Origin of the sequence: Agrobacterium vitis (assembly GCF_013337045.2) — a bacterium.
Taxonomy (GTDB): Bacteria; Pseudomonadota; Alphaproteobacteria; order Rhizobiales; family Rhizobiaceae; genus Allorhizobium; species Allorhizobium vitis_B.
Window position 1 is genome coordinate 547,849 of sequence record NZ_CP118259.1, and the last position, 25,722, is coordinate 573,570.

A 25,722-nucleotide genomic window follows, 5' to 3' on the forward strand; every position below is an offset into this window, starting at 1 on the left:
GGCGGTGGTGTGCCTGTCTCGCGACAACTCAGTCTTGCGAGCGATGTCTTGTCAGGTTGTGAGAGACAGGTATAACCGGGCGCAGGTTTACAGCACGATCGTTACTCTATGCGGGTGAAATAATGTCGAATTCAGAACTGACCCTGACCAAGCGCCATCTTCTGGCCGGTATCGCCACGGCGGCCACAGGCCTCGCCGTTTCCGGCATGGTGAGCCCGGCCTTTGCCGCCGCCGAAATGCCCAAGCCCGACCATGATGTCGATATGGCTGAAGTGATGAAACCCGGCGCCCTGCCGGACATGGCGCTTGGCAAGCCCGATGCACCGGTCAAGATCGTTGAATATTTCTCGATGACCTGCCCGCATTGCGCTCATTTCCACGCCACGACCTTCGATACGATCAAGGAAAAATATATCGATACCGGCAAGGTCTATTTCGTCTTCCGCGAGTTTCCTTTCGACCCCGCCGCCACCGCCGCTTTCATGCTGGCGCGTTGCGCCCCGAAGGATCAATATTATCCCTTCATCACCATGTTCCTGAAGCAGCAGCGCTCCTGGGCAGCGCCTGACAATGGCGATGTGCGCGGCGCCATGCTGCAAATGTCGAAAATGGCCGGTTTCACACAGGAAAGCTTCCAGGCTTGCTTGACGAACACCAAGCTTGCCGGTGATGTAACCGCAGAGCGGGACCGCGGCGCCAAGCAATTCGGCGTCAACGCAACCCCGACCTTCCTGATCAACGGTAAAAGCTATTCTGGAGATATGTCGGTTGAATCCATGTCGGCGCTCATCGACAGCCTTCTCTGACACTGCGCATCCGATCAAGACGGGCGGTGGCGAAAGCCATGCGCCCTTTTTTTTGTGGCTGGTGGCCGGTTTTTGGCGTGATGAGCGTGGGGCCCACCCCCCTCTGTCCTGCCGGACATCTCCCCCTCAAGGGGGGAGATCGGCAAGATTAACTGCCGACGTTGCCAGGTATTGCCCGCGCGGATCTGCGCAAACGAGCCGAAATGAGGGAGTGAGGCCCATCCTCACCCGATCTCCCCCCCTGAGGGGGAGATGGCTGGCAAGCCAGAGGGGGGTACGCCTGGCCGAGGCGTTTCCTGTATCTCACGAGGCCCGTTCCCCAGAGGTCCACCCATGAAGTTCACCAAGCTTCGGGTTGTCGGCTTCAAATCCTTCGTTGAGCCCACTGAATTTATCATTGAGCGCGGATTGACCGGTGTTGTCGGGCCGAACGGCTGCGGCAAGTCCAATCTGGTCGAGGCGTTGCGCTGGGTGATGGGGGAAAACTCCTATAAGAACATGCGCGCCTCCGGCATGGATGACGTGATCTTTTCCGGCTCCGGCAATCGCCCCGCACGCAATTCGGCGGAGGTCGGGCTTTACCTCGACAATTCAGACCGCACCGCGCCTGCTGCCTTTAACGACAGCGACGAAATTCAGGTCAGCCGTCGTATCGAGCGGGAAAACGGCTCGGTCTATCGCATCAATGGCAAGGAAGCCCGCGCCAAGGATGTTCAATTGCTGTTTGCCGATGCCTCGACCGGGGCGCGATCACCGTCGATGGTTGGCCAGGGACGTATCGGCGAGCTGATCCAGGCCAAGCCGCAGGCACGTCGGCAATTGCTGGAAGAGGCCGCTGGCATTTCCGGCCTGCATTCGCGCCGCCACGAGGCGGAACTGCGGTTGCGCGCCGCCGAAACCAATCTGGAGCGGCTGGAGGACATTGTCGCCCAGTTGGAGAGCCAGATTGAGAGTTTGAAACGTCAGGCCCGTCAGGCCAATCGCTTCAAGATGCTGTCTGCCGATATCCGCGCCCGCGATGCCATGCTGCTGCATATCCGCTGGACGGAAGCGCGGCAGGCGGAGGCCGAGGCGGAAGCCTCGCTCAATGAGACGACCTCGCTGGTGGCCGCGCGGGCGCAGGAGCAGATGGAAGCGGCCAAGGCCCAAGCCATTGCCAGCCTGCAATTGCCTGCGTTGCGCGACGAAGAGGTCAAGGCCGCCGCCTCCCTGCAACGCTTGCAGATTGCCCGCAGCCAGTTGGAAGAGGATGCCGGACGGCTGTTCAAGCGCCGTGACGAACTGACCCGGCGGCTGTTGCAGCTTGAAGAGGACATTACTCGTGAGCAGCGGCTGGTCGATGACAATGCCGAAATTCTCGAGCGGCTCGCGGCCGAGGAAGCCGAGTTGGAAGAGGTGCTGACGGAAAGCGGCCAGGAGGCCGACGATCTGCGCATTGCACTGGAAGACGCATCTGCCAGTCTTGCCGACAGTGAAGCCCGCTTTGCCGCTGCCACCGCCGAACGCGCCGAGGCGGCAGCCGGGCGCAACCAGTTGGAACGGGCGCTGCGCGACCTCGCCGACAAGCGCTTGCGTTTGGAGCGTCAGGCCGATGAGGCAGGCCGTGAACTGGACGTGGTGGCGCAAAAGCTCTCAGCCCTGCCGGACCCGGAGGAAAAGCGCGAGGCGGTGGAAGCCGGTGAATATGCCGTGGAAGACGCTGAAAGCACGGTTGCGCAAGCAGAAGAGGCTTTAAGCGCCGCCCGCCGGGCCGAGGCGCTGGCCCGTGGCCCGGTGGAGGCTGCCCGCTCTACCTTGGCGGCGCTGGAAACCGAGGCGAAAACTATTGCCAAAATGCTGGCCGCTTCAGCCAGCGCCGGAGAATTTTCGCCGGTGGCCGACGCACTGACGGTGGAGCGCGGCTTTGAAACTGCGCTGGGTGCCGCCCTTGGCGATGATCTGGAAAGCCCGCTCGACGCACAGGCTCCAGCCCATTGGGCCATGCCCGGGCCGGATGGTGATGATCCGGCTTTGCCCGCTGGCATCGTGGCGCTTGCAGCCCATGTTTCCGCGCCGCAAGCGTTGTCCCGTCGCCTGAAGCAGATCGGCATCACCGATGCCGATACCGCCCAACGCCTGCAACCGGATTTGAAACCCGGCCAGCGGCTGGTGACGCGGGAGGGGGCCGTCTATCGTTGGGATGGCCATGTCACAGGCTCTGAAGCGCCGAGTGCGGCGGCCCTTCGTCTTTCCCAGAAGAACCGCCTGAAGGCATTGGAAGAAGAGGTTGACGAGGCTCGCATCGGGCTGGAAGACGCTGAAGAACAATTGACGGCAGCGCGCGAGGCGGTGACGTCGAGCGAAGCGGGTCTTTCGGAAGTGCGTGAACGTCAGCGGTTGATCCTGCGTCAGCTGTCGGAAGCCCGCGAGGCGTTGAGCGCTGCCGAACGGGCCAGCGGCGATCTGCTGCGCCGCCGCGCTGTGGTGGAAGAGGCGGTAAACGGTCTTCGCGCCCAGATCGAAGAGGCGGAAAGCCTGGCCGAGGAAGCGCAGATTGCCCTTGCCGATCAGGCCGACCTGACGGCGCTGGATGAACAATTGCGGCAATTGCAGATGGAGGTTGCCACCGGTCGCGGACTGGTGGCCGAAGCCCGCGCCCGCCATGAAGGGTTCGCCCGCGAAAACGACCAGCGCCAGCGCCGGATCATGGCGATCCGTCAGGAGCGGCAAAGCTGGGCGCAGCGGGCTGCAAGTGCCAGCCAGCATATCGCCACGCTGCGGGAGCGCGAGGCGGAAGCCCGCGACGAAATGGCCGATCTGGACGCCGCCCCCGACGAATTCGATGAAAAGCGCCGTCTGCTGATGGGCGAGCTGGACAAGGCCGAAGCCGCACGGCGCGCCGCCGCCGACCGGCTGGTGGAGGCCGAGGCCCGCCAGCGTCAAGCCGATCAGGTCGCTGCTAGCGCCCTCTCGGCGTTGGCCGAAGCGCGCGAGCGCCGGGGCAGGGCGGAAGAACGGTTGCTGTCTGGACGCGAGCGGCGCAAGGATGCCGAGGCCCGTATTCAGGAAGCGCTCAACGTAGGCCCGCATGAGGCCTTCCGCCTGACCGGACTGAAACCCGATGACGCGATCCCGGATCTGCGCGAGGTTGAGCGCGATCTGGACCGGCTGAAAATCGAGCGCGAACGGCTGGGTGCCGTCAATCTGCGCGCCGATGAAGAACAGAAGGAATTGTCCGACAAGCTCGCAGCCCTGATCAAGGAGCGCGATGACGTGATCGACGCGATCCGCAAGCTGCGTGGCGCGATACAGAGCCTAAACCGCGAGGGCCGGGAACGGCTGGTGGCGGCGTTCGACGTGGTCAATGCCCAATTCCAGCGGCTGTTCACCCACTTGTTCAACGGTGGAACGGCGGAATTGCAGCTGATCGAAAGCGACGACCCGCTGGATGCCGGCCTGGAAATCCTCGCCCGCCCGCCCGGCAAGAAGCCGCAGACCATGACGCTGCTATCGGGCGGCGAACAGGCGCTGACGGCCATGGCGCTTATCTTCGCCGTCTTTCTCACCAATCCCGCACCGATCTGCGTGCTTGACGAAGTGGACGCTCCGCTCGACGACCACAATGTCGAGCGCTATTGCAACCTGATGGACGAAATGGCCGCCTCCACGCAGACCCGTTTCGTGATCATCACCCACAATCCCATCACCATGGCCCGCATGAACCGGCTGTTCGGCGTCACCATGGCCGAACAGGGCGTTTCGCAACTGGTGTCGGTGGATTTGCAGACGGCGGAGCAGCTACGCGAGGCTGTGTGAGGGTTCACAAGGCCGATTGGAATGCTCTACGGGAGCAAGTCCGCCTTAGATACAGAGGAAAGCGTCGTGTACAATTTCAATCAGCTTGAGCGGCGTGCCAAGGACCTCATCAAAGCGGGCCGGAGCGCGGATGCGATCAAGATCTATCTGTTCATGGCCGATGGCGATCAGTCTCTGGATGGTGGATATCTTGGGGAGCGACTCGGGATCTGTTACGAGGCAATCGGCGATCTGCATGCCGCCAAATACTGGTACGGACGAGCGGTCGAAGAAAATCCGGACGTAAGGCTGGCATCTGCTGAAGCTCGTGTGCGGCTTGGCGAGGTCAGCATCCATAGCATCGTCGATTTGGCAGACAAATAGAGCATTGTTTCGAAAGGAACACCGAGGAAGGGACAGTCTGGCTGGTTCAACGTGAACCTGTCGGGCAGGCATAAACAGGAGATTTGCATGGCCCGCTGGATACCGCTGCTGACCGCACTTGCCTGCCTCTTTGCGTTTTCGGCAGCAGCCGAAAATCTTTCCGGCAATTTCCTTGCTCAGACCGTGAAAACCTCCAAGCCGCACCGCGATTCGTTGACGGGGCTTGTGCGCGGACGCCAGGGTATCCCGCTCTGGGTGCTGAACATGGTCCGCAAGGATGATTATATCGGGCTCGCTTCCGTCGAAATGCCCGTTGACGCCAAGCCCATGCAATTATTCTACGCCTGCCAGCCAAAACGCTGCGAGCAAAGCGCCGTTCGTGTGCTGTTTTCCGCCGATGGCAAGCATGCGGTCATGCGTATTCAGGACCAGGCGGAAGGCGAGATCTTCCTGGGCACGCCAAGCGAGGCGGAAAAGACCGCATTGGCACGCGCTCCCGGCTGATAGTCTGAGGGACAGCGATTTTAAATCATGCTGTCTGCGATGCATAAAAGATCACAATCCTTTGTATTTAAATAGGAAATAGAGGTCTTGCTTTGATTGGAGAGATTTTCACCTGTCCAGCAAGCCACGATTGCTAAATGCCAATTCCAATAGTATGCTCAACATACTTTACAGCATTTTGCCGCGCGGATGGCGTGGTCAGGATGGCTGTGGGATTATCCAAAAGGTCTGACCGGGCGCGAGGAGGCGAGCGGTTGAACCGTTATCGGCATCAATGGGAGGCATTATGCTGTCGACAACATCTCGACCGGGCTCGTCCCGGATCATTTTTCTGGTCTTTTTGGCGGCGATGATTGAAGGTTTCGACCTTCAGGCTGCGGGCGTGGCGGCGCCGAAACTGGCGCCGGTCTTCGGGCTGACACCCGCCCAGATGGGATTGTTCTTTTCCTCGGCGACATTTGGCCTGATCTTTGGCGCCGTTTCCGGCGGCATGATTTCCGACCGGTTCGGACGCCGTTTGGGCCTTAGCCTGGCGCTTTTCATCTTCGGGATCTTCTCGCTCGCTACGGCAGCAGTCACATCCGTGGAAGGGCTGATCGCCATGCGGTTCCTCACCGGCGTCGGCCTGGGCGGAGCGTTGCCGAACCTGGTAGCCATTGCTGTCGAGTCGACCACGCCGGAGCGCCGCGGCCGGGCCGTGTCGATCATGTATGCCGGTATTCCGTTTGGCGGGGCGATTGCCAGCGTGGTGGCCATGGCCGGCCTGCATGATGACTGGCGCACCATCTTCATTGCCGGCGGCATCATGCCGATGCTGCTCGTGCTGCCACTGTTTATGATGCTGCCGCAGCTCAAGGTCGAAAAGTCGGAAAAGACCAAGAAGGAGGGCGCCTGGCGTCAGGTGTTCTCCGCCGATACGGCGTTGCGCAGCATCCTGCTGTGGACGGGTTTCTTCTTCGGCATCATGGTGCTTTATCTTTTGCTCAACTGGTTGCCGACGCTTCTGGTCACGCGCGGGCTGGATCGCCAGCAGGCGGGCCTTATCCAGGTGATCTTCAATATTGCCGGGGCTGTGGGCGGCTTGACGGGCGGATGGTTCCTTGACGGTAAACGCAAGGTCCTCAACGGCTCGCTCTGCTTCCTTCTCCTGGTCGCGTCTCTCGTGCTGCTCGGATTGGCACCGGCCAATTTTGCCGCCAATGCCATAGCTGGCGCCTTGATCGGGGTGAGCGTCATGGCGGCCCAGTCGCTGCTCTACGGCATTGCGCCGCAATGCTACGCACCCGATGTTCGTGGCACCGGCGTGGGACTTGCCGTCGCGGTCGGACGGTTCGGTTCGGTGGTCGGCCCGCTGTTTGCCGGTGGTTTGATTGCCGCTGGACGCTCGCCGACCGAGGTATTGATGGCGATCGTGCCGGTGGCTGTTGTCGCCGGTATCGCAACCGTTCTGCTGTTGTCGCGGCTGCGCGACCTGCCGCAGGATAGCACCGCCAAGGGTGTGCCAGGACATGCAACGCCCTCCATGGTCAAGCCTTGACCGGCTGCGGATCTTGCCTGGGAAGCCGTCCGGCATTCTGATTGTAAAACCTCAATTACCGATGGTTTCACCGGGGTAGACGCCCCAGACCAGGCCCTGCCGGACAAAGCCGGAAGGGCCACCTCGTTCTACCGATACGGAACACCAATGCCCATCGCAGCCACCGATTTTCAGCCGTACCCGTGGCTGGAGTTGGGCGGTGACGGCAGCCGTGGCAAGCGGGCGGTCGCGCAGCATGACGAGATCGCCTTTCGAGCCGCGCCAGGGGGCGACAAGGCCGGTGCGCGCACCGCTGAGCATGACAGCGGACATCCAGCCGCTGGTGCCGTCGCTATCGCGAACCTGTCGCCAATTGTCGTATTCCTCAATGATTTCCACCGGCAGGCCCCGGGCCTCGTAGATAAAGCGGACCGGGTAATCGGTAGAAGGGCCAGCCCGCATCCGCACCCTGTCAGACTTCAGCGAGGCAAAGCGCGGCAGCGGATAGCCGGTAACGCGACCCTTCTGCCGCAGCATCGGCATGGCCGCAGCCGTGCCGGGCGCAAGCAGGCTTGCCGCCCCAAGCAACGGGGTCAGCAGCAGCAAGGCCAACAGGGCGCGGCGGTTCACACGGGGAGCCACCGAAAATGACGGACCGTATTCAGTTTTCTGATGTCTCAAGGCATTGATGCATTTGAGGTCGTCGAAATCTGTTGACGGCGAGGATGCGTCATCCTCCTGGAGCTTTTGTGTGAAACCGCCTTTGGCGGTCAGGGGGCGTTTCTCAGGCATTGTCGGTTTTGGACATGTCAGCGGCAAGCCTGGGCCTGTTTCAGCGCCGCCGAAACGCCCTGGAGCGAATAGGTATAGGTCGTGTGGGTGCCGCGCTTCGAGGTGGTCTTCACGGTCATCCGGCGGCCTTGCTTCATGGCGGCAATCACCTTGGCGTCCTCTGCTTCCAGCCGGGTCCAGCCGACATTGGCTTTCGGCACCATCTGGAACGTCTTGTCATCGACGTTCACGTCGATGGTAGAGCCCTGAGCGACGTTGTAGCCCATCACGGCCTGGGGGTAATAATTGACGCCCCCGGTCTTTTTCGGGGCGATCAGGAAGAAATTCTTGCCATGGTCAATGCCAACAGGATCTTCCTTCGATGGCACGGACAGCACGTAGCACACGGTCTTGCCGCCATCCTTGTAGGAAAACAGTCCCCAGTGATCGAACTGCTTGACCATCCGAGGTGCTGCCGATGCAAAGCTCGCCGAAAAGCCAAGAATGGCAAGCATCAATGCAACGGTTTGTAGTGATGACATATCTGGCAATCTCCTTTGGTTGAGTGAGTAGCGGTTCGTTCTCTACCCCAATCAGCCGGCCATGAGGTTACCGAGACGTTAATTTCTCTTCACAATTGGTTGAGCCAATTTGCGACATTTCATCGCAAATTCTTGAAATATCAATGGGTTGACAAGGAAAATCGCCCTAGAAACAGGTGTTGGCCTCTTTCCGGTTCCAGCCGTCCCACAATACCGCGCCGGGCCTCGATACATTGATCTTTAGCGTGGGATGCCGCAATTATGCTGCAATGCGGGATACGATTGATATTATGAGATTTTCAACGGATCACGAATGCGCTAAGTCTTTTGAGGGATAAAAGCATCGGACCGAAAAGTGGAAACCGGTTTTCGGATCATCCGATGCGGGAATAAAGCATCGGACCGAAAAGTGGAAACCGGTTTTCGGATCATCCGATGCGAAAACAAGAACAGTCGGGCGGAGAAAGAAAACGACCATGGGGAAGTGGGTCTACAGCTTCGGCGGCGGCAAGGCTGAGGGCGGCGCTGGCGATGTTGAACATTTGGGCGGTAAAGGTGCCAATCTCGCAGAAATGGCGGGTCTTGGCCTGCCCGTGCCGCCGGGTTTGACGATTGTCACGGATGCCTGCACGCATTTCTACGCCCATGGCCGCAGTCTGGCTGATGACATGAAGGCAGAGGTGCTGGCCGGTATCGACCTGATCGAAGCGGAGACCGGACGCACGTTCGGCAATGCCAAAAATCCCCTGCTTTTGTCGGTGCGCTCGGGTGCGCGCACCTCCATGCCCGGCATGATGGATACGGTGCTCAATCTCGGCCTGAATGACGAAACCGTGGTCGGCCTTGCCCATCGCGCCGGAGACGCCCGTTTTGCCTGGGACAGTTACCGCCGCTTCATCCAGATGTATGGCGACGTCGTTCTGGGGCTGGATCATGAAGTGTTCGAGGAAATTCTTGAGCATGAAAAGGGCCGGTTTGGCCATGAACTCGACACCGAACTCAGCGCCGACGAATGGCAGCATGTGACTGACCTCTACAAGCAATTGATCGAGGATGAGTTGGGCGAACCCTTTCCGCAGGACCCTGAGGTTCAGCTTTGGGGGGCGGTGGCAGCGGTGTTTGCCAGCTGGATGAATGCCCGCGCCATCACCTATCGTCAGCTGCACAATATTCCCGGCCATTGGGGCACGGCGGTTAATATCCAGGCCATGGTGTTTGGCAATCTCGGTTCCAGTTCGGCCACAGGGGTGGCGTTTACCCGCAACCCGTCGACGGGTGAAAACCAGCTTTACGGTGAGTTTCTGGTCAATGCCCAGGGCGAGGACGTGGTGGCGGGCATCCGCACCCCGCAATCCCTGAGTGAGCGGGCGCGGCTGGAAAGCGGCTCCGACAAGCCGTCGATGGAAAAGCTGATGCCCAAGGCCTTTGCTGAATTCAAGGCGATCTGCACCAGGCTGGAGAGCCATTACCGCGACATGCAGGATGTGGAATTCACCATCGAGCGCGGCAAGCTGTGGATGTTGCAGACCCGCTCCGGCAAGCGCACAACCAAGGCGGCCATGAAGATCGCCGTCGATATGGTGGCGGAAGGGCTGATCGATGAGGACGAAGCGGTGTCGCGCATCGAGCCCGCGTCGCTGGACCAGCTTTTGCACCCCACCATCGATCCGCGCGTGGCGCGGGATGTGATCGGCTCTGGTCTGCCGGCGTCGCCGGGGGCGGCCACCGGCGAAGTCGTCTTTACTGCCGAAGACGCGGTCAGCGCCAAGGAAGAAGGCCGCAAGGTCATTCTGGTGCGCATGGAAACCAGCCCGGAGGACATTCACGGCATGCATGCCGCCGAAGCCATCCTGACCACCCGTGGCGGCATGACCAGCCATGCGGCGGTGGTGGCACGCGGCATGGGTATTCCCTGCGTGGCCGGTGCCGGCAGCATGCGGGTCGATATCCGCAATGGCGTGCTGCTGGGCGTCGGCGTCAAGCTGAAGAAGGGCGATATCATCACGATAGATGGTTCTTCCGGACAGGTTTTGCAGGGTGCCGTGCCAATGCAGCAACCCGAATTGTCGGGGGATTTTGCCCAGCTGATGCAATGGGCCGACCGTACGCGCCGCATGACGGTGCGCACCAATGCCGATACGCCGGGCGATGCCCGTGCCGCCCGCTCGTTCGGAGCGGAAGGTATCGGCCTTTGCCGCACTGAACATATGTTTTTCGAAGGCGAGCGCATCCATGTGATGCGCGAAATGATCCTGGCCGAGGACGAGGCCGGACGACGCGCCGCGCTCGACAAGCTGTTGCCGATGCAACGCTCGGATTTTACCGAGCTGTTCACCATCATGCATGGCCTGCCGGTGACGATCCGGCTGCTCGATCCGCCATTGCATGAATTCCTGCCGAAGACCGTCAAGGAAATCGCCGAGGTGGCGGTGGCGATGGGCATGGAGCCGCGCGCTCTGGCGCAGCGGGTCGAGGCTTTGCACGAGTTCAACCCCATGCTCGGCCATCGCGGCTGCCGGTTGGCGATTTCCTATCCGGAAATAGCCGAAATGCAGGCGCGGGCAATTTTCGAAGCCGCCGTTGCCGCAGGCCTTGAGACCGGCGCGCCGGTCGTGCCTGAAATCATGGTGCCGCTGGTCGGGCTGCGCTCCGAACTGGATTATGTGAAGGGCGTGATCGACCGGATTGCCTCCGAAGTGATGCGTGAAGGCAAGCTGGAAATCTCCTATCTGGTCGGCACGATGATCGAGCTGCCGCGTGCCGCCATCCGCGCCCATGTGATTGCCGAGGCTGCCGAATTTTTCTCCTTCGGCACCAATGACCTGACCCAGACCACGTTCGGCATGTCACGCGATGATGCGGCCGCCTTCATTCCGACCTATCAGCGCAAAGGGATTATTGAGCGCGATCCGTTTATCTCGCTGGATTTCGATGGGGTCGGGGAGTTGATCCGCATGGCCGCCGAGCGCGGTCGCCAGACCCGGCCCGATATGAAGCTCGGCATTTGCGGCGAACATGGCGGCGACCCGGCCTCGATTCATTTCTGCGAGGATGTCGGGCTGGATTACGTCTCATGCTCACCCTTCCGGGTGCCGATCGCCCGCCTGTCCGCCGCCCAGGCAAGCATCAAGCAGAGGCGCCTCATGGCGAAGGAAGTTTGAAGCTACCGTATGTTTATTCGCCGTTTCGGCACAAAATTGCCTGTTGAGTTGCATTTTATCAATTAGATTTCGGCTTTGTTTTAAATGGTTTTATAAAACAGTTACCCAACAAGGATTGAAGGTCAGGACTGATGTCCCGGACGCTTCAACACATGGTTGGGTAAAATGCGCCTTAAAGATACAGTTTCAAAGCTTCTCGCCGATGACAAGGGCAATTTCGCCGTCATGTCGGCTATTTTGCTTATGCCGTTGTTTCTGGCTGTCGGTGCGGCGGTAGATTACAGTTCGGCACGCGATCATCGCAATGATATTCAGGTGACCGCCGATTCGGCTATCCTGGCTGCGGCGTCGAGCTATTCCTCGTCTTCCGGCGTCGACGCCCTTGCTGCTGGGATCGACAGCTATCTCGAGTCCAAATTGGCGGATCAGGGTTCAAGTGACGTCGATACCGCCGCGGTTCCCAAGCGGTTGAGCGGGCCAACCTTGTCGGCGGACGGCAAGGAAATCTGCATTGTCGTCGGCGAGGGTGTGCCGACCAGTTTCATGCAACTCGCTGGCGTCAAGACCGTAGACGTCTCCGCCAAATCCTGTGCAGCGCTGCCGGGCAATATTGATCTCGAAGTGTCCCTGGTGCTCGACGTCTCCAGCTCGATGATCGAGGAAGGTCGTTTTGTGCCGATGCAGACGGCGGTGAAAAGCTTTCTGACCTCCTTTGCCAATGATGCCACGGTTGCCAAGCGCAGCAAGATCGCCATCGCGCCGTTTTCCAGCCGTTTCAACATCGGCCTTCCCCATAAGGACTGGCTGAAAGCCCATGGTGGCAATGCGGCTGTGCCTAGCCGTTGGACCGATCCAAAATCCTATTATAAGGACTCGAAATATAGTTTCAGCCAGTGGATCGATAATGTCACGACGCTGGCCTATACCTCCAGTAACTATTATTGGATCGGCTGCGTCGAGCCGCGTGCCGACGTGGAAATGAAGGATAATGGTGCCATCGGCACCTACGGTCTGAGTGATGCGCCACCCAGCACCGAGGCTTTCGTGGCCCAGGATTCGAATAGCGGATCTTCCACCAGTTTTTGTCCGCCGCCCATCGTTTCCCTGACATCGAGCTTTAGCACGTTGCAAAGTGCTATCGCGGACATGACGTCGGAAGGCTCCACCCGGCTTGATGCCGGAATGCTGGCTGGCTGGTACACGCTGTCGCCGAAATGGCGCTCTGCATGGGGGGGTGGGACCTCGCCCGCCGATTATTCCGAAAAGGTCAAAAAGGTCATCGTCTTCATGACCGATGGCGAGATGAATGTGAAATTTGGACCTAACAATGGCGACAAGCTGGACTGGATTTGTGATAAAAACCGCACGAAATCCTGCAATGACACTGCCACCAGTGCGCTTTTGACCACCTGCGACTCGATCAAATCCAACAATATCGAGATTTACGCGATTTCCTATAGTTCGGAAGCCGATGTCCAGAATTTGCAGACCTGCTCCAGCGGCACCAAATATTACTTCAGCGCCTCCACCACAAATATCAAGGATGTCTATACCGCGATCTCCAAGAACATCATCGGTAGCACGGTGCGGCTGACGCACTGAACCGTACGGCTGCTGCATAATTCCTTAAGTCGGAATCGATTTAAGGAATTATGCAGCAGATTTAAAGTGTTACAGCGTCCTTTGTGCGTTTTATAAAACGCACGGCGCTGTAAAGGCAGGATGAAGAGCCGCGTGGGTGACAAATTGCCTTGATTGTGAGATAGGCCGGGTCGTCACACTCGCAAAGGCCAGGCCCGATGAACGACACGCACCGGACATCCTCCACGGCGCCCACCTCCCGCAAACGCCGCCAGAAGGGCCGCGACACGCCGCCGCCTGGCTCTCATTCTGCCAAGCCGCAACGCGAGGGGCAGGGCAAGGCCGTTCCTGCGGCTGCGTCCGGTAATGACACATGGGCGCAAGCCCGTCGCGTTATGAAGACGGATCGTTTTCGCGCCAGTGCGCTGCTGGCCGGTTTCGGCCTGTTCCTGCTGGCGGTATCGCAAAGCCTGCCGCATGATTATGGCTTTACCGAGCTTGGCGCGCTGTTCACCTTCTCGGTGTATGATCTGGTTCTGGCCATGCTGGGCATCGCGGTCGCCTGCGCGATGATGCCCAGCGCCCGGCAATTCTCCATCACCATCGGCGTGTTTCTCGGCGTGCTATCGGTCATGCTGCTGTTTTTCGACCCGATCTTCGTCGTCATCCGCGAGAGTGCGCTGGGGCAGGTGCTGTACCTGATCGCCCCGGTGGCCGTCGCCATCACCGGCGCCAGTCTCTGGCTTTCGGGGCGTTGGCGGGATCGGGCCATGCTGGCATCCGCTGCTGTTGTGGCCTTTTCTTTCTCACTGTTTCTCGGCCTGGACGATTTTGGCGTCGGTATTCCGTCCTTTGCGATTGCCTCTGTGCTTTCGGCCCTGTGGATCATCCTCACCCCGGCCTTTCTGCTGCGCTGCTTCAAAGGCCCCTGGCTGAACATTCCCTCGCGCATTCTCGGCAGCTGGCTGCTGGTCATTGCCATTATCGTCACCGTCTCGCTCTATGTGCCGCTGCCAATCAAGACCCAGCCGCCCGTCGATCTCGGTCAGCCGGACCTGTCGATCGATGGCGAGGACCCTGGTACGGCTCCCACCGATCCCTCTGGCTTGCAAGACCCCTCTGCCTTGCAGGATAAGGGCGCTTACGGCTCAATGAATTCCAATGGTACGCAGGTGCCCGATTTCCTGGAAGAGGAGCCAAAGCCCGACCCCAATGCGCCCTCCGTGTTCGAGGGGCTGAAAACGCCGAAAATTGGTGGATGAGAATGCCTATGGCAGATGCCGGGTTTCTGCGGTCGGACGCGCAGTGGATGCCTGCGCCAGATGGGCTCGCATGCGTCGTGACAGCCAGTCGGTGAACACCAACCGTCGCTCGTCAGCGGCAAAATCGCTATTGGATACGGCAAGGTAATGGGTGCCATCCTGATGAAACGCACCCAGTGCAGTCAGTCGTCCGGCGGCCATATCCGTCGTTACCATATGGATCGATGCCAGTGCGACACCCTGGCCGGCCATCGCTGCCTCAAGGGCCAGATAGAAATGCTCGTAGAAAATGTCCGAGTTGAACTTGCGGGTCCCCGGCTGGGTCTTGCACCAGTTCAGCCAGGCGTCGGGGCGCGAGCGCGTATGCAGAGCAGGCACGCTGGGGCGAGGCACTTTGTTAAGGTCAGCCGCCACCTGTGGCGTGCAGACCATGCCCATCGCTTCCGGGGCCAGTTCCCTCACATGCAGGCGGGGGTCGATGGCAAAATCGTTGCGCCGCACGGCAAGATCGACGTGATCGCGGCGAAAATCGATTTTTCCGCCCGCTGCGAGAACCTTGACATCCAGACCGGTCCTTTCTTTCAGATCGCCAAGGTTTGGGATGAGGAATTTCAGGCAGAGCGTCGGTTCGCAGGAGACGATCAGCGGCTGCGCATAGGCATTGCTGCGAAAATCCGTGACGACATTTTCCAGATCCTGGAACACGGAGGCAAGCCTGGCCGCCAATTGTCGACCGCGCTCCGTCAGGAAGACCGCCCGGTTGCGACGCAGGAACAGCGGCTCGCCCAGACTTTCCTCCAGATTCTTGACCTGCTTGCTGATTGCCCCATGTGTAACGTGCAATTCCCGGGCCGCCAGCACGAAACTTTCATACCGCGCCGCCACCGCGAAAGCCTTCAAAGCGCCCAATTGCGGCAGGCGCGCCATCCTGGATCTGAATTCGGAATTGTCGGGCATATGTGTGAATTTACCTCACGCTTTTGCTCGAAAATATATCGGTTTTCACAAAACACAACATATGATTGATAATCGTTGTCGGCGGTTTACGCCGATGAAATCGGAGCCATTTTCAATGCAAGGCAATATTTCAGTTTTAAAGCACAGCGATCCGGCCAATGTGACCAATATCGATGTCTGCCAACAGTTGCATGACTTTGATTTTGTGTTTCTTGAAGGCAACAATTTTCTCGATGTCATTCATCAAAGCCATTTTAGCAGCCAGGATATTGCTGATTTTCAGGCATCCTGGGATGATCTTAAGCCGGATACCTATATGGCCGACGGCGGCAAATATCGCCTTCGCCGGCACGCAACCCTGACGGGCGCGCCAAAAGGCGGGCCCGTCACTCTCGAAAAGCATCAGCCGCATTTCCAGACAACCTCCTACAATCCACTCAATGGCGGCATTGAGCGTCATTTCGAGCCGGTATTGGCATCGACCATTGAAAATCCGGTGATGCAGGCGATTTTCTCCTTCGCCTCTTCCACCTTTGGCGCTCTCTCGCCATTTTCCACCTGGCACATGGAATTGCATCAGTTCCGCATTGAGGCTGTGCAGACCGGTGGCAAGCCAACACCTGAAGGCGTTCACCGCGACGGTGTGGATTTCGTGCTGATGGTTCTCATCAAGCGGCAGAATATTGTCGGGGGCGAAACCTCCATCCTGGATCGGGACGGCGTCACGCTGGCGGAATTTACGCTGACGGACCCCTTCGATGCTGCCATTGTCAATGATGAACGCGTTGCCCATGGCGTAACGCCGATCACCAAGCTTGATCCCGACCAGCAGGGCCTGCGCGATGTTCTGGTCCTGACCTTCCGCCGCAAATAAATGCAGATGTCAGCCGCGCGGAACCGCGCGGCTGTTGCCGGAGCCGGAGCCCGCATATTTATGGAACAAATACTTCTGATTGCTTCGATAACCTGGCTGGCCGTCCTCAGCCCCGGCGCGGATTTCGCCATGGTGTCGCGCAACAGCTTTCTCTATGGCCGCAAATCCGGGCTTGCAGCCTCGATGGGCATTGCCATCGCCTGCTGGTTTCATGTGATTTACGCCATGTTCGGCATTGCGATCATCCAGCATATTTTCCCCAATATTCTGGATATCATCAAATTTGTCGGCGCTGCCTATCTGGTCTATGCGGGCTTGGCCACGGCCTTCAGCAAGATACGCGATGTCGAAGGCAGTCTGGTTCCCAGCGACAGATCCATGGGCCGGGAAATGATGACCGGCATTCTGACCAATGGTCTCAATCCGAAAACGTCTATTTTCGTGATCAGCCTCTACACGCAATTCATCGGCAAGGACACGCCGCTGTCTCACCAATTGCTTTGGGGCCTGTTCATTTCCCTGTCACATTTGCTGTGGTTCGCGTCCGTTTCGACCTTTCTGTCCAACCCGGCCATTCGAACCGTGGTGCTACGTCGCCAGCGTTTATTCAATATCCTGATCGGGGTTGTGCTCGCCTCGCTGGGGGCCATTCTCTTCACCGCGGGCACCTTGGGGAGTGGCGCGCAATGACCGAATCCATCTGTTCCTTCATCGATCTCGAAGGCGTTCTCGTGCCGGAAATGTGGCCGCATATCGCTAAGTCGTTCGGAATTCCCGAACTCCAGGCGACCACGCGGGAAATTCCCGATTACCGTCAATTGCTGGACCAGCGGATCAAGCATCTGGCCGATCACCACGTTACCCTGGCCGAAATCTGCGCCAGTGTTGCCGAACTCGATCTGTTCAATGGGGCGGTGGAATTCCTCGCCGCACTCAAGCAACGCGGGCGTGTGGTGATCGTCTCGGACTCTTTTAGCCCGATGAACCGGCATTTTATTGAGCAGATTGCTGCTGATCAGGTCCTCTGCCACAGTTTTCAGACCAATGACGAGGATATCATTATCGGCTTCGACTTCTGGAATGAGCTGGCCGGAAAACATCTCTGCTTCGACGCTGTCGATACCGAGGGGTGCGCTCATTTTGCAATGGGCGACGCTTTGAACGACATCTCAATGATCCGTGCGGCGACCTATGGCGTGCTGTTTCAGCCCTCGATGGCGACGCTGCTGGCCGCGCCGGATCTGCGGGCCACATCATCCTATAGCGAAGTCCTCGATATCCTCGATGAAGCCATTTATATCAATGGCAGATCGACCTCAAAGAGGGCCACGACTTTCCTGGGGAGCGCCTTCGGCTGACAGCATATACGGCGACGCGTAAAGCTAGAGTTTTCCTTACGGCACCCTGCGTTTTATAAAACGCAGGGTGTTGTGGCATGTTAACTATGCAGCAGTGTCACCACTCCCGGGTAGCGTCACCGCTCCCGGAATGCCTTGTTGAAATAACTGGCCAGCGGTTTGGTAAGGTAGGTGAAGGGCGAGCGTTCTGTGGTCTGGATAAAGGTTTCAACCGGCATTCCGGGCAGGACTTGCACATCCCCCAATCGAGCAATTTCCTTTTCATCGGGCCTGATCTTGGCCCTATAGAAGCTATTACCGGTTTTTTCATCGTTGAACACGTCGGCAGAAACCTCGATCACCGTGCCATGGATATCCGGCGTCTGGCGGCGATCGAAGGCGGCAAACACCAGATCGGCCTTCTGGCCGACATGCACCTGATCGATTTCATTGGGCGGCAAATTGGTGGTGATCACCAGCCCGACATTCTGCGGGATGATATAGAGGATCGGTTCCGCCGCTTTGACCACGGTGCGCAACGCATGCACGGTCAGGCCGAACACCACGCCGCCGGTTGGTGCGGTCACTTCGGTGCGACCAAGGGTTTCCAGGGAAGAGACCCGTTTCTGGCGCAATTCGGCAATCTGTGCTTCGGCATTGCGCAGATCGGTGATCGATTGTTCACGCAGTTCGCCACTGACGTTCAGAATAGCGATTTCGATCTCGGCGATCTTGGCGCGGCTTTCGGCAATGCTGGCCATGGACGAGGCGATCTCGCCATCCGCTTCGACCTCGGACCGTTGCAGCGTCATCACCTTGCTGGTCTGGGTCAGGCCGTCGCGCAGCAATTTCTGCTGCACGGCCAGTTCCTCGCTGATCAATTGTCTTTGCTGGCGCAGCGCATTGAGCTTGGCGTTCAAGCCCTCGATTTGCTGGGCGGTCTGGTGCTTGCGTTCCTGCAATTGCCCGACCTGTTTGTCACGGTTTTCCTGGCGCGCTTGCAACAGGTTGCGCTGACCCTCGATAATCTCGCGCACATGGCCGTCGGTCTTTGCCCGTTCAGTAAGCTCGGGGTCGAAGCTGATTTCGCTCTTGCCATCCTGCTCGGCAGTCAGCCGCCCGGCATTGCCAAGCAGCGAAAACAACTGGTTTTCAATGATCGTCAGCTCGGATTGGTCTAGCTTTTCATCCATCCTGAGCAGAACCTGGCCGGGCTGGACGACATCGCCCTCCTTGACCAGCAAGTCCTGCACAATGCCACCGGCCTGGTGCTGGACCACCTGGCGGTTGGTTTCCACCTCCACCGTGCCGCTGCCGACCACGGCGCCCTTGATGGTGGTCAGCGTGCTCCAGGCACCCAGCCCCAACACCAGGACCGCCAGCGCGCCATAGCCGAGCGCCGTGTGACCGCGGGCCTGCCAGACGGTTTCCGAGTTGGACGACAACGGCTTTGCCGAGGGAGATGAGGGCATATTGGCCGGGGAAGAGGAGGCCGGCGTCGATGTCTGGGAAAACAGGCTCATCGTCGCTCTCCTAAGGCTTACGCGGGGTGCCGGGTACGAAGCCGGTCATGGTGGTTTCCTGTTTGGCATAGGCCTGTTTGGTATTGCCCTGCGTGCCAACCACTTGCTGGGCATTGCGCAGATGGGCGCGCAGCACCTCGTCGCGCGGGCCAAAAGCGGTGCGGGCGCCATGGTCCATGATCAGTACCAGGTCGCATTCCTCAATCGCCGCCGGGCGATGCGCCATGATCACAGCAGCCCCGCCGTCGGCCTTGAGGGCGCGGATGGCCATGTTCAGCGCCACGGAGCCTTCGGCATCCAGATTGGAATTCGGTTCGTCCAGAATAAGCAGGACCGGATCGCCGTAGAGTGCGCGGGCAAGGCCGATGCGCTGCTTCTGCCCACCGGAAAGCCGCTGGCCGGTTGCGGGCAGGGGGGTGTCGTAACCCTGCGGCAGTTTCAGGATCATCTCATGGGCTGCGGCCTTGCGAGCGGCGGCAATCACCTTGTCCGGGTCGGGATCGGCGGTGAGGCGGGCGATGTTTTCGGCAATCGTCCCTTCAAACAGCACCACGTCCTGCGGCAGATAGCCGACATGGTCGGCCAGCCCGTCAGGGCCATATTGGTCCAGAGCGGCGCCGTCCAGCCGGATCTTGCCCGCCATCGGCTGCCAGACGCCGGTCAGCAGCCGGGCAAGGGTCGATTTGCCGGAGCCACTGGGGCCGATCACGCCCAGCGCATGGCCGGGGCCAAGCTCGAAGCTCATCATCCGCAGTGTCGCCACGCTTTCGCCGGGCGGCACGGCAGTAACCTGCTGGACCTGCAACAGCGCACGAGGCCTCGGTAGCGTGGTGCGGGTGTCTTCTTCGGGGATCTGTTCCAGCAGGAGTGATAGATTGCGCCAGCCTTCCTGTGCTCTCTGCATCAATTCCCATTGGGAAATGGCCGTCTCGATTGGGGCCAGCGCCCGACCGATCAGGATCGATCCGGCGATCATCGCGCCAGCCTTGATTTCGCCGCGCAGCACCAGCCAGGCGCCGAGCGCCAGAATGGCCGATTGCAGGAAAATCCGGAAGGTTTTGGACATGGCGGTGTAAAAGCCATTGGTATCCGAATAGGCAATGTTGGCGGCAAGCGCCGTATGGCGCGTCGCCCTCCAGCGTGTTGCCGCACTCTTGCGCATGCCCAGGGCCTTGACCGTTTCGGCGTCGCGGGCCAAGGCCATGGTCATCTCGTCGCTGATCCGGCTGGCATCGGCAGCTTTTGCCTGGATGCGTTTCGTCCCGCGCTGGTTCAGCAGCGTCAGCGCGATCAGCAGCAGCCCGCCCGCCAGCGCCAGATAGCCCATCCATGGATGGAAAACGAAGATCACAAACAGAAAAACCGGCGTCCAGGGAATGTCGAAAACGGCAAAAATCGCCGAGGAAGACAGCATTTTTTGCAGGGCGTCCAGATCGCGCATGCCGCGTGGTCCGGCAATACCTTTCGATGCCAGTGCGGAGCGATCGAGCAGGGCGCGAAACACCCTGATGTCGAATTCGCTCTGGAGCCGTGCCCCAATCCGGGCGGCGATGCGTGAGCGGACGTGATCGAGAATGCCCATGATCGCATAGAGCAGGATGACCAGCAGGAACAGGACCAGAAGCGTGGCTTCCGATCGCGCCGCCAGCACACGGTCATAGACCTGAAGCATGAACAAGGGTCCGGTCAGGATCAGGAGGTTGACGAAGAAACTGAACAGGGCAATGGACAGGAAGCCCGCCTTGCTGCGCGCCAGCGCTGCCCGCAATTCCTCGACGCCGCCGCGCGCGACCTGATTCCGGCTCATGGAGGTCCGGCTCATGAATGGCTCTTGATCATTGAAAACCCCTGGATCTGAGCCCGACAGAACAGCCACCCCTGGCTGAGACCTGTCTGGCCTCTGCATCATCCCCTCCGAGGGGAATGATTTTTACAAATAATGCAGAAAAAACAAATTATTATGACGACAGTTGGTGAACCTTTCCGAGTTCGCAGTCTGCAACTCAGCCTTTTATGTCTTTATGACAATCTTCTCGTTAAGGTACAATTCCCTCCACCCTGCAGGATTAAAAAAACCCTGCATATTACGATTTTTTGGCTGGTCTCAGATACAGGAGCTTCAGGCCCTTGACTGTGCCGCCCGTTAAAAACGGTCATGACATGACATCGTATAGGATGATACCACGAGAAGCAGCAGGCTTTAAATAGTGAGGAAGAAACAGCCTTCGGGAAAAGCCTTTGACCTGGTCGGAGTGGAGTGATTCGAACACTCGACCCCCACGTCCCGAACGTGGTGCGCTACCAGACTGCGCTACACTCCGTGACCAGTGGCGCCCGTATAAACCAGGGTTTCACAATAGACAAGCGGGTGGCTTTAAAAAAATCATGGCTTTTCAACAGGGGTGAGAATGCCGCACGCCGAGGGTGCCGCGTGCCTCGAACGGTTGCAGAAAAATTGAGTTAATTCTTTGTATTTAATGAATAATATTATCTTTTATCAATTTCGGTACGCGATATTTCACTGTTGCCGTTTTGAAACAAGTTGACGTGAGCAAGAAACTTGGTGATTTCCAATTTAAGGTTTTGGGGATAAAGGCGAAAGACAAAGTGGCACAGGTGTGGCCGGGGCAGGGCTCTGCCAGGCCGGGCTGCTTGAAGCGGGTTACCAAGGGACAGAATTATGAATTTTCGGATCATGCTGACGGCTGGTTTGGCGCTGGCGCTGGCTGGATGTACCACGACGACATCGGGCATCATGCCTGTACAGAAGAAAAACCTGGTGGAAGAGCGTTGGGTCGGCCAACCGGCGGGAGCCTTCTTTGCCAAATTTGGGCCGCCGATCAATGACGAACAGGCGGGCGGTGCCACCGTTTATAGCTGGCGCGGTGGCTTCAGGACCCGCACGGTCGCTCCGACCTATGCACAAACGCCCGATGGCAAGCGCGGCAAGGTCACCAAGGCCGGGCGCACCGAATATCTGCGCTGCGAAGTGCGAGTCACAGTCTCTCCAGACTATGTCATCCGTGCGATCAAGCCTGTCATCGACAGGCCTGTTGAAGGCGGCAAGACCTGGTGCGAAGAGTTTTTGGGCGGCGCATAATGCCGTTATCCACGTGATGAGAGGCCGTGTAAACGTCAGTTGACGGTGCCCGGTTTTCGAAAACGTGTCTTCTAAAGCGTACGAAGATGGATCAAGGCGAGGTTGTCAGGCGACCTCGCCTTTTTTGTTGTGTGCGGCGTTGAGCGCTTCGTGCTTTCACGCACAAACGTGCTCAAAGCGGGTTTCTTTGGAAACCCAGCCATGCGCCGGCGGCAAAATTGCGCCCCGGCGACCGGTTTTCAATGCCTGTTTATCGAATATTTCCAAGGTCTGGATGCGGGCGGAGTTTTTCGCTCCGGTTATGACCTCGACCTTTCGAATTTACCCACTCTATTTTAGGGAAATATTAAATCTTAATTGTGTTATATGAAATCTATCGTAAAGCACCCATGATGGGTCGCCTGTCGCACTCTTGCCAAGCCAAGAAAGCAGCGTCAGGTTCGTGAGAGCTTGCCTCTCCCTCTGTTCCTTCCCCACCCCCATCAGATTTAAGAGGCGAGGCATAATGTCTTTTTTGGCCAATGCGAGCATTCGCACGAAAATTCTGTCGCTCATTGTCCCGGTCTGCATGATCGGCATTGGCGGACTGGGCATCGTCGCGAGTACTTATAAGTCGACGGACACGGAATATTCCGACTTTATCGCCACGGACGCCATCGCTGCCAGCGAAATGTCTCGTTCGGTCACGTCTATGCTGGCAATGGGCTATGGCGCCTATCAGGTGATTTCCTATGATGTCAGCAAGCTTGACACATCAAGCGTCAAATCGGCCTACACGGATTCGATCTCGACACTTTTTAAGCGCTTGGACAAGGTCAAGTCCCTGACGCCGGAGAATGCTGGCGATGTCGACAGGTTTGTCGATCGCGCTCGCGCCATCCAGGCATTGACCGACAAGGCCGTTCAATTGGCTGCCGCGCGACAGCATGATGAGGCAAGAGTCCTACTGGTGACGGCAGATCCATTGATTGCCAAATGGCGCGACGATCTTCGCGACTGGAACAATGGCAATACAGCTGCTCTCCTTAAGAAAAGCGACGCCCTGACAGACCAGACGAATACAACCATTCTGACGTCTTTGACGATTGTCGGCAGCGTCATGCTCCTGGCCATTGTTTTGGCCCTGGTCGTCACCTCGCGTGGCATTATCGGTCCAATCGACAGGCTTCGCAGTCGGATGATAGCGCTAGCAAACGGTGAATCGCAGCAGGAGATACCCGGCCTGTCGCGCAAGGACGAGGTCGGGCAGATGGCTGTCGCTGTCGGCGTTTTCCGCGACAATGCCATCGAGCGCGTTCGTCTGGAGCAGGAAACCGCGGCCAATCGCAGCCTCTCGGAAAAAGAGCGTCTCGAGCGTGAGGAGCAAAAGGCCAGGGAAGCGGCGGATATCCAATTCGCGGTCGATAATCTGGCAAACGGGCTTTCGCATCTGTCCGATGGCGATGTCTCCTATCGTATCGGTCAGCCTTTCGTCGCCCATCTGGATGGCGTGCGCGCCAGCTTCAACAACTCGGCTGAAAAATTGCAGGAAGCGCTGACCCACGTTTCTCAGAATGCTAGCGCTATCGATGCGGGCGCCAATGAGATAAAGGCGGCGGCGGATGATCTGGCCAAGCGCACTGAGCAGCAGGCCGCCTCCGTCGAGGAAACGGCTGCGGCCCTGGAACAGATCACCACCACGGTAAAGGATTCGACCCGTCGTGCCCAGGAAGCGGGAACTCTGGTTTCGCGCACCAAGGCCGGAGCCGAGCAATCCGGCGAGGTGGTGCGCCGCGCCGTGATCGCCATGGAACAGATCGAAAAATCATCGGCTGAGATTTCCAACATCATCAGCGTCATCGATGAAATCGCCTTCCAGACCAATCTTCTGGCGCTGAATGCCGGCGTCGAGGCGGCTCGTGCCGGTGAAGCAGGCAAGGGCTTTGCAGTCGTTGCCCAGGAAGTGCGCGAGCTTGCCCAGCGTTCCGCCAATGCGGCCAAGGACATCAAGGCGCTGATCACCACCTCCAACAGCCAGGTCCAGTCCGGCGTGCTTCTGGTGGGAGAAACCGGTGCTGCACTGGAAACCATGGTTGCCGAAGTGCAGGAAATCAACCGTCACGTCAGCGCCATCGTTGAGGCGGCCCATGAACAATCGTCCGGCCTCCAGCAGATCAACACTGCCGTCAACCAGATGGACCAGGACACCCAGAAAAACGCGGCAATGGTGGAGGAATCCACGGCGGCAAGCCACGGTCTGGCAAGAGAAGTCGCCTCGCTGAACCAGCTTCTGTCACAATTCAAGCTGTCCGGCGGCGGGCAAAGTGGGTTCAATGCTGGATCGGCCTATGCTGCGTCGGCTCGTCCCGCCCCCGTTCGTACCACCCATGTGGCACAGGCTCCGGTGGCTTCGCCCGCCCGTGCGCTTGGCCGCAAGATCGCCAGTGCCTTCTCCGGCAAATCGTCAGCACCGGCTGCTGCTGCCGCCGATCAGTCCTGGGAAGAGTTCTGAGGCTGGCTCACCAGCTGCAACGCTCAACGGGAATATCCCTTGTTATCAAGATTATTACGCCGGGAAGCTTTGCTTTCCGGCGTTTTCGTTTGGAATGAACCGGACGGGCCGCCACAAGGGCAACGGGCAAGGGGGCGGCAAGGCAAAGGGGGGCAAGGGGGAATAAGAGCGACAAGGACGAGGCGGCAGGAATTGCGCTATATCTTTGGCTTTGAGTGATATTTGCTCCGCATTGGCGACAGCATAAAAGGCAATTCCTGTCTTTTGACGATAAAAACATCGATACTCGGCGGCATCAGAGGCTTATGCCGGGCGCAGCCAGTGAGTGGGCGTGGGCCTTGGTCGGACATTGAGTAGGCCCGCTAGGAATCAAACGAATGACATCGCAATCCAATCTTCAGGCCGTTGCCACCTTGGACGCGGCGCTCGCTGAATTAGATCTCACTGCCCGCTTGCGCCTTGTTGAGGAGCTTGGCGGTCGCTCTGTCTTCACCACAAGCCTTGGGCTTGAGGATCAGGTGATTACGGCGGCAATCGGCCTTGCCGGTCTCTCCATTGAGGTGGCAACCTTGCAAACCGGTCGCTTGTTCAAGGAAACCCTCGATCTGATTGCCGAGACCGAAGAGCGCTTCGGCATTTCCATCACGCAATATTCGCCCGATCAGGACGATATTGACGCCTATGCGGCAAAATATGGCTTGAACGGCTTTTACGAAAGCGTTGAAGCGCGCCATGCCTGCTGTCATGTGCGCAAGCTTGTTCCTCTGGCGCGGGCGCTGCAAGGCGCTTCTGTCTGGGTTACGGGCCTGCGCCGCAGCCAGTCCGGCAATCGCGCCACAACGCCGTTCGCCGAATATGACGCCGAGCGTAACCTGATCAAGGTCAACCCGCTGGCCGACTGGTCGCTGGACGATATCAACGCCTACGTAGAGAGCGAGGCTGTGCCGATCAATCCGCTGCATGCACGCGGCTATCCCTCGATTGGCTGTGAACCCTGCACCCGTGCGATCAAGCCGGGCGAGCCTGAGCGGGCCGGCCGCTGGTGGTGGGAAAACGACGAGAAGCGCGAATGCGGCCTGCATGTACCGGACGCTGCCATTCCATCACTGAATTCCAGTTCCCTTTAACAGCCGTTTTCT

General features: G+C 58.8%; 18 protein-coding genes, 1 tRNA gene and 1 pseudogene. 14 read left to right on the forward strand and 6 right to left on the reverse strand.

What is annotated here, in order from left to right:
• Nucleotides 1-122: 122 nt before the first annotated feature.
• From G6L01_RS02535 to mhpT, 5 genes are all read left to right on the forward strand, one after another.
• On the forward strand, nucleotides 123-806 hold the full coding sequence (locus tag G6L01_RS02535; RefSeq protein ID WP_060719058.1) for a DsbA family protein: 684 nt from the start codon (nucleotides 123-125) through the stop codon (nucleotides 804-806).
• 333 nt (nucleotides 807-1,139) lie between these two features.
• Nucleotides 1,140-4,601, forward strand: coding sequence for a chromosome segregation SMC family protein (locus G6L01_RS02540; protein WP_070167681.1), 3,462 nt, complete (start codon nucleotides 1,140-1,142; stop codon nucleotides 4,599-4,601).
• Nucleotides 4,602-4,667: 66 nt separating this feature from the next.
• Complete coding sequence (locus G6L01_RS02545; RefSeq protein WP_337692719.1) at nucleotides 4,668-4,964, forward strand: hypothetical protein; 297 nt, start codon at nucleotides 4,668-4,670, stop codon at nucleotides 4,962-4,964.
• 87 nt (nucleotides 4,965-5,051) lie between these two features.
• Nucleotides 5,052-5,468: an Ivy family c-type lysozyme inhibitor gene (locus tag G6L01_RS02550; protein WP_070167683.1), complete on the forward strand. Its 417-nt coding sequence runs from the start codon at nucleotides 5,052-5,054 to the stop codon at nucleotides 5,466-5,468.
• Between the two features lie 286 nt (nucleotides 5,469-5,754).
• Nucleotides 5,755-7,005 (forward strand): 3-(3-hydroxy-phenyl)propionate transporter MhpT, encoded by a 1,251-nt coding sequence (mhpT, locus tag G6L01_RS02555; protein WP_234891932.1) that lies wholly within the window; start codon nucleotides 5,755-5,757, stop codon nucleotides 7,003-7,005.
• 51 nt (nucleotides 7,006-7,056) lie between these two features.
• Here mhpT and G6L01_RS02560 read toward each other — a convergent pair whose 3' ends face one another.
• Nucleotides 7,057-7,776 (reverse strand): SH3 domain-containing protein, encoded by a 720-nt coding sequence (locus G6L01_RS02560; RefSeq protein ID WP_081344269.1) that lies wholly within the window; start codon nucleotides 7,774-7,776, stop codon nucleotides 7,057-7,059.
• Nucleotides 7,777-7,793: 17 nt separating this feature from the next.
• Nucleotides 7,794-8,297, reverse strand: a complete 504-nt coding sequence (locus G6L01_RS02565) for an invasion associated locus B family protein (protein ID WP_015915210.1) — start codon at nucleotides 8,295-8,297, stop codon at nucleotides 7,794-7,796.
• 476 nt (nucleotides 8,298-8,773) lie between these two features.
• Here G6L01_RS02565 and ppdK point away from each other — a divergent pair, with 476 nt between their 5' ends.
• The 3 genes and pseudogenes from ppdK to G6L01_RS02580 all read left to right on the forward strand — a co-directional run bounded on the left by ppdK (nucleotide 8,774) and on the right by G6L01_RS02580 (nucleotide 14,301).
• Nucleotides 8,774-11,458: a pyruvate, phosphate dikinase gene (gene ppdK, locus G6L01_RS02570; RefSeq protein ID WP_174089180.1), complete on the forward strand. Its 2,685-nt coding sequence runs from the start codon at nucleotides 8,774-8,776 to the stop codon at nucleotides 11,456-11,458.
• 243 nt (nucleotides 11,459-11,701) lie between these two features.
• A pseudogene (locus G6L01_RS28095) lies at nucleotides 11,702-11,749 on the forward strand (hypothetical protein); the annotation flags it as partial.
• A gap of 1,508 nt (nucleotides 11,750-13,257) precedes the next feature.
• Complete coding sequence (locus tag G6L01_RS02580) at nucleotides 13,258-14,301, forward strand: acetyltransferase domain-containing protein (RefSeq protein WP_070167688.1); 1,044 nt, start codon at nucleotides 13,258-13,260, stop codon at nucleotides 14,299-14,301.
• Nucleotides 14,302-14,307: 6 nt separating this feature from the next.
• Here the strand turns inward: G6L01_RS02580 and G6L01_RS02585 are convergent, their stop codons facing one another.
• Nucleotides 14,308-15,258, reverse strand: coding sequence for a LysR family transcriptional regulator (locus G6L01_RS02585; protein ID WP_234891931.1), 951 nt, complete (start codon nucleotides 15,256-15,258; stop codon nucleotides 14,308-14,310).
• A gap of 115 nt (nucleotides 15,259-15,373) precedes the next feature.
• Between G6L01_RS02585 and G6L01_RS02590 the strand changes: the two genes are divergently transcribed.
• Genes G6L01_RS02590 through thrH form a run of 3 tightly spaced genes read left to right on the forward strand, consistent with a single transcriptional unit; the run spans nucleotide 15,374 to nucleotide 17,490 of the window.
• Nucleotides 15,374-16,132 (forward strand): 2OG-Fe dioxygenase family protein, encoded by a 759-nt coding sequence (locus tag G6L01_RS02590; protein ID WP_070167888.1) that lies wholly within the window; start codon nucleotides 15,374-15,376, stop codon nucleotides 16,130-16,132.
• A gap of 60 nt (nucleotides 16,133-16,192) precedes the next feature.
• A complete protein-coding gene (locus G6L01_RS02595) occupies nucleotides 16,193-16,822 on the forward strand; it encodes a LysE family translocator (RefSeq protein ID WP_015915216.1) in 630 nt (209 codons plus the stop codon).
• A complete protein-coding gene (gene thrH, locus G6L01_RS02600) occupies nucleotides 16,819-17,490 on the forward strand; it encodes a bifunctional phosphoserine phosphatase/homoserine phosphotransferase ThrH (protein ID WP_070167689.1) in 672 nt (223 codons plus the stop codon). Before G6L01_RS02595 ends, thrH begins: the two co-directional genes overlap by 4 nt.
• Nucleotides 17,491-17,606: 116 nt before the next feature.
• Here the strand turns inward: thrH and G6L01_RS02605 are convergent, their stop codons facing one another.
• The 3 genes from G6L01_RS02605 to G6L01_RS02615 form a co-directional block, all read right to left on the reverse strand.
• On the reverse strand, nucleotides 17,607-18,992 hold the full coding sequence (locus G6L01_RS02605; protein WP_081344270.1) for an HlyD family type I secretion periplasmic adaptor subunit: 1,386 nt from the start codon (nucleotides 18,990-18,992) through the stop codon (nucleotides 17,607-17,609).
• A 10-nt stretch (nucleotides 18,993-19,002) separates the two neighbouring features.
• Nucleotides 19,003-20,814 (reverse strand): type I secretion system permease/ATPase, encoded by a 1,812-nt coding sequence (locus tag G6L01_RS02610; protein ID WP_234892417.1) that lies wholly within the window; start codon nucleotides 20,812-20,814, stop codon nucleotides 19,003-19,005.
• Between the two features lie 422 nt (nucleotides 20,815-21,236).
• Nucleotides 21,237-21,313, reverse strand: a tRNA-Pro gene (locus G6L01_RS02615).
• A 359-nt stretch (nucleotides 21,314-21,672) separates the two neighbouring features.
• On the opposite strand from G6L01_RS02615, the gene G6L01_RS02620 reads away from it, so the two are divergent.
• The 3 genes from G6L01_RS02620 (at nucleotide 21,673) to G6L01_RS02630 (ending at nucleotide 25,710) form a co-directional block, all read left to right on the forward strand.
• Entirely contained in the window at nucleotides 21,673-22,092 is a 420-nt protein-coding gene (locus G6L01_RS02620) for a hypothetical protein (protein ID WP_070167690.1), read from the forward strand.
• 505 nt (nucleotides 22,093-22,597) lie between these two features.
• On the forward strand, nucleotides 22,598-24,583 hold the full coding sequence (locus G6L01_RS02625) for a methyl-accepting chemotaxis protein (RefSeq protein WP_070167692.1): 1,986 nt from the start codon (nucleotides 22,598-22,600) through the stop codon (nucleotides 24,581-24,583).
• Between the two features lie 377 nt (nucleotides 24,584-24,960).
• Complete coding sequence (locus G6L01_RS02630; protein WP_070167693.1) at nucleotides 24,961-25,710, forward strand: phosphoadenylyl-sulfate reductase; 750 nt, start codon at nucleotides 24,961-24,963, stop codon at nucleotides 25,708-25,710.
• Nucleotides 25,711-25,722 lie beyond the last annotated feature (12 nt).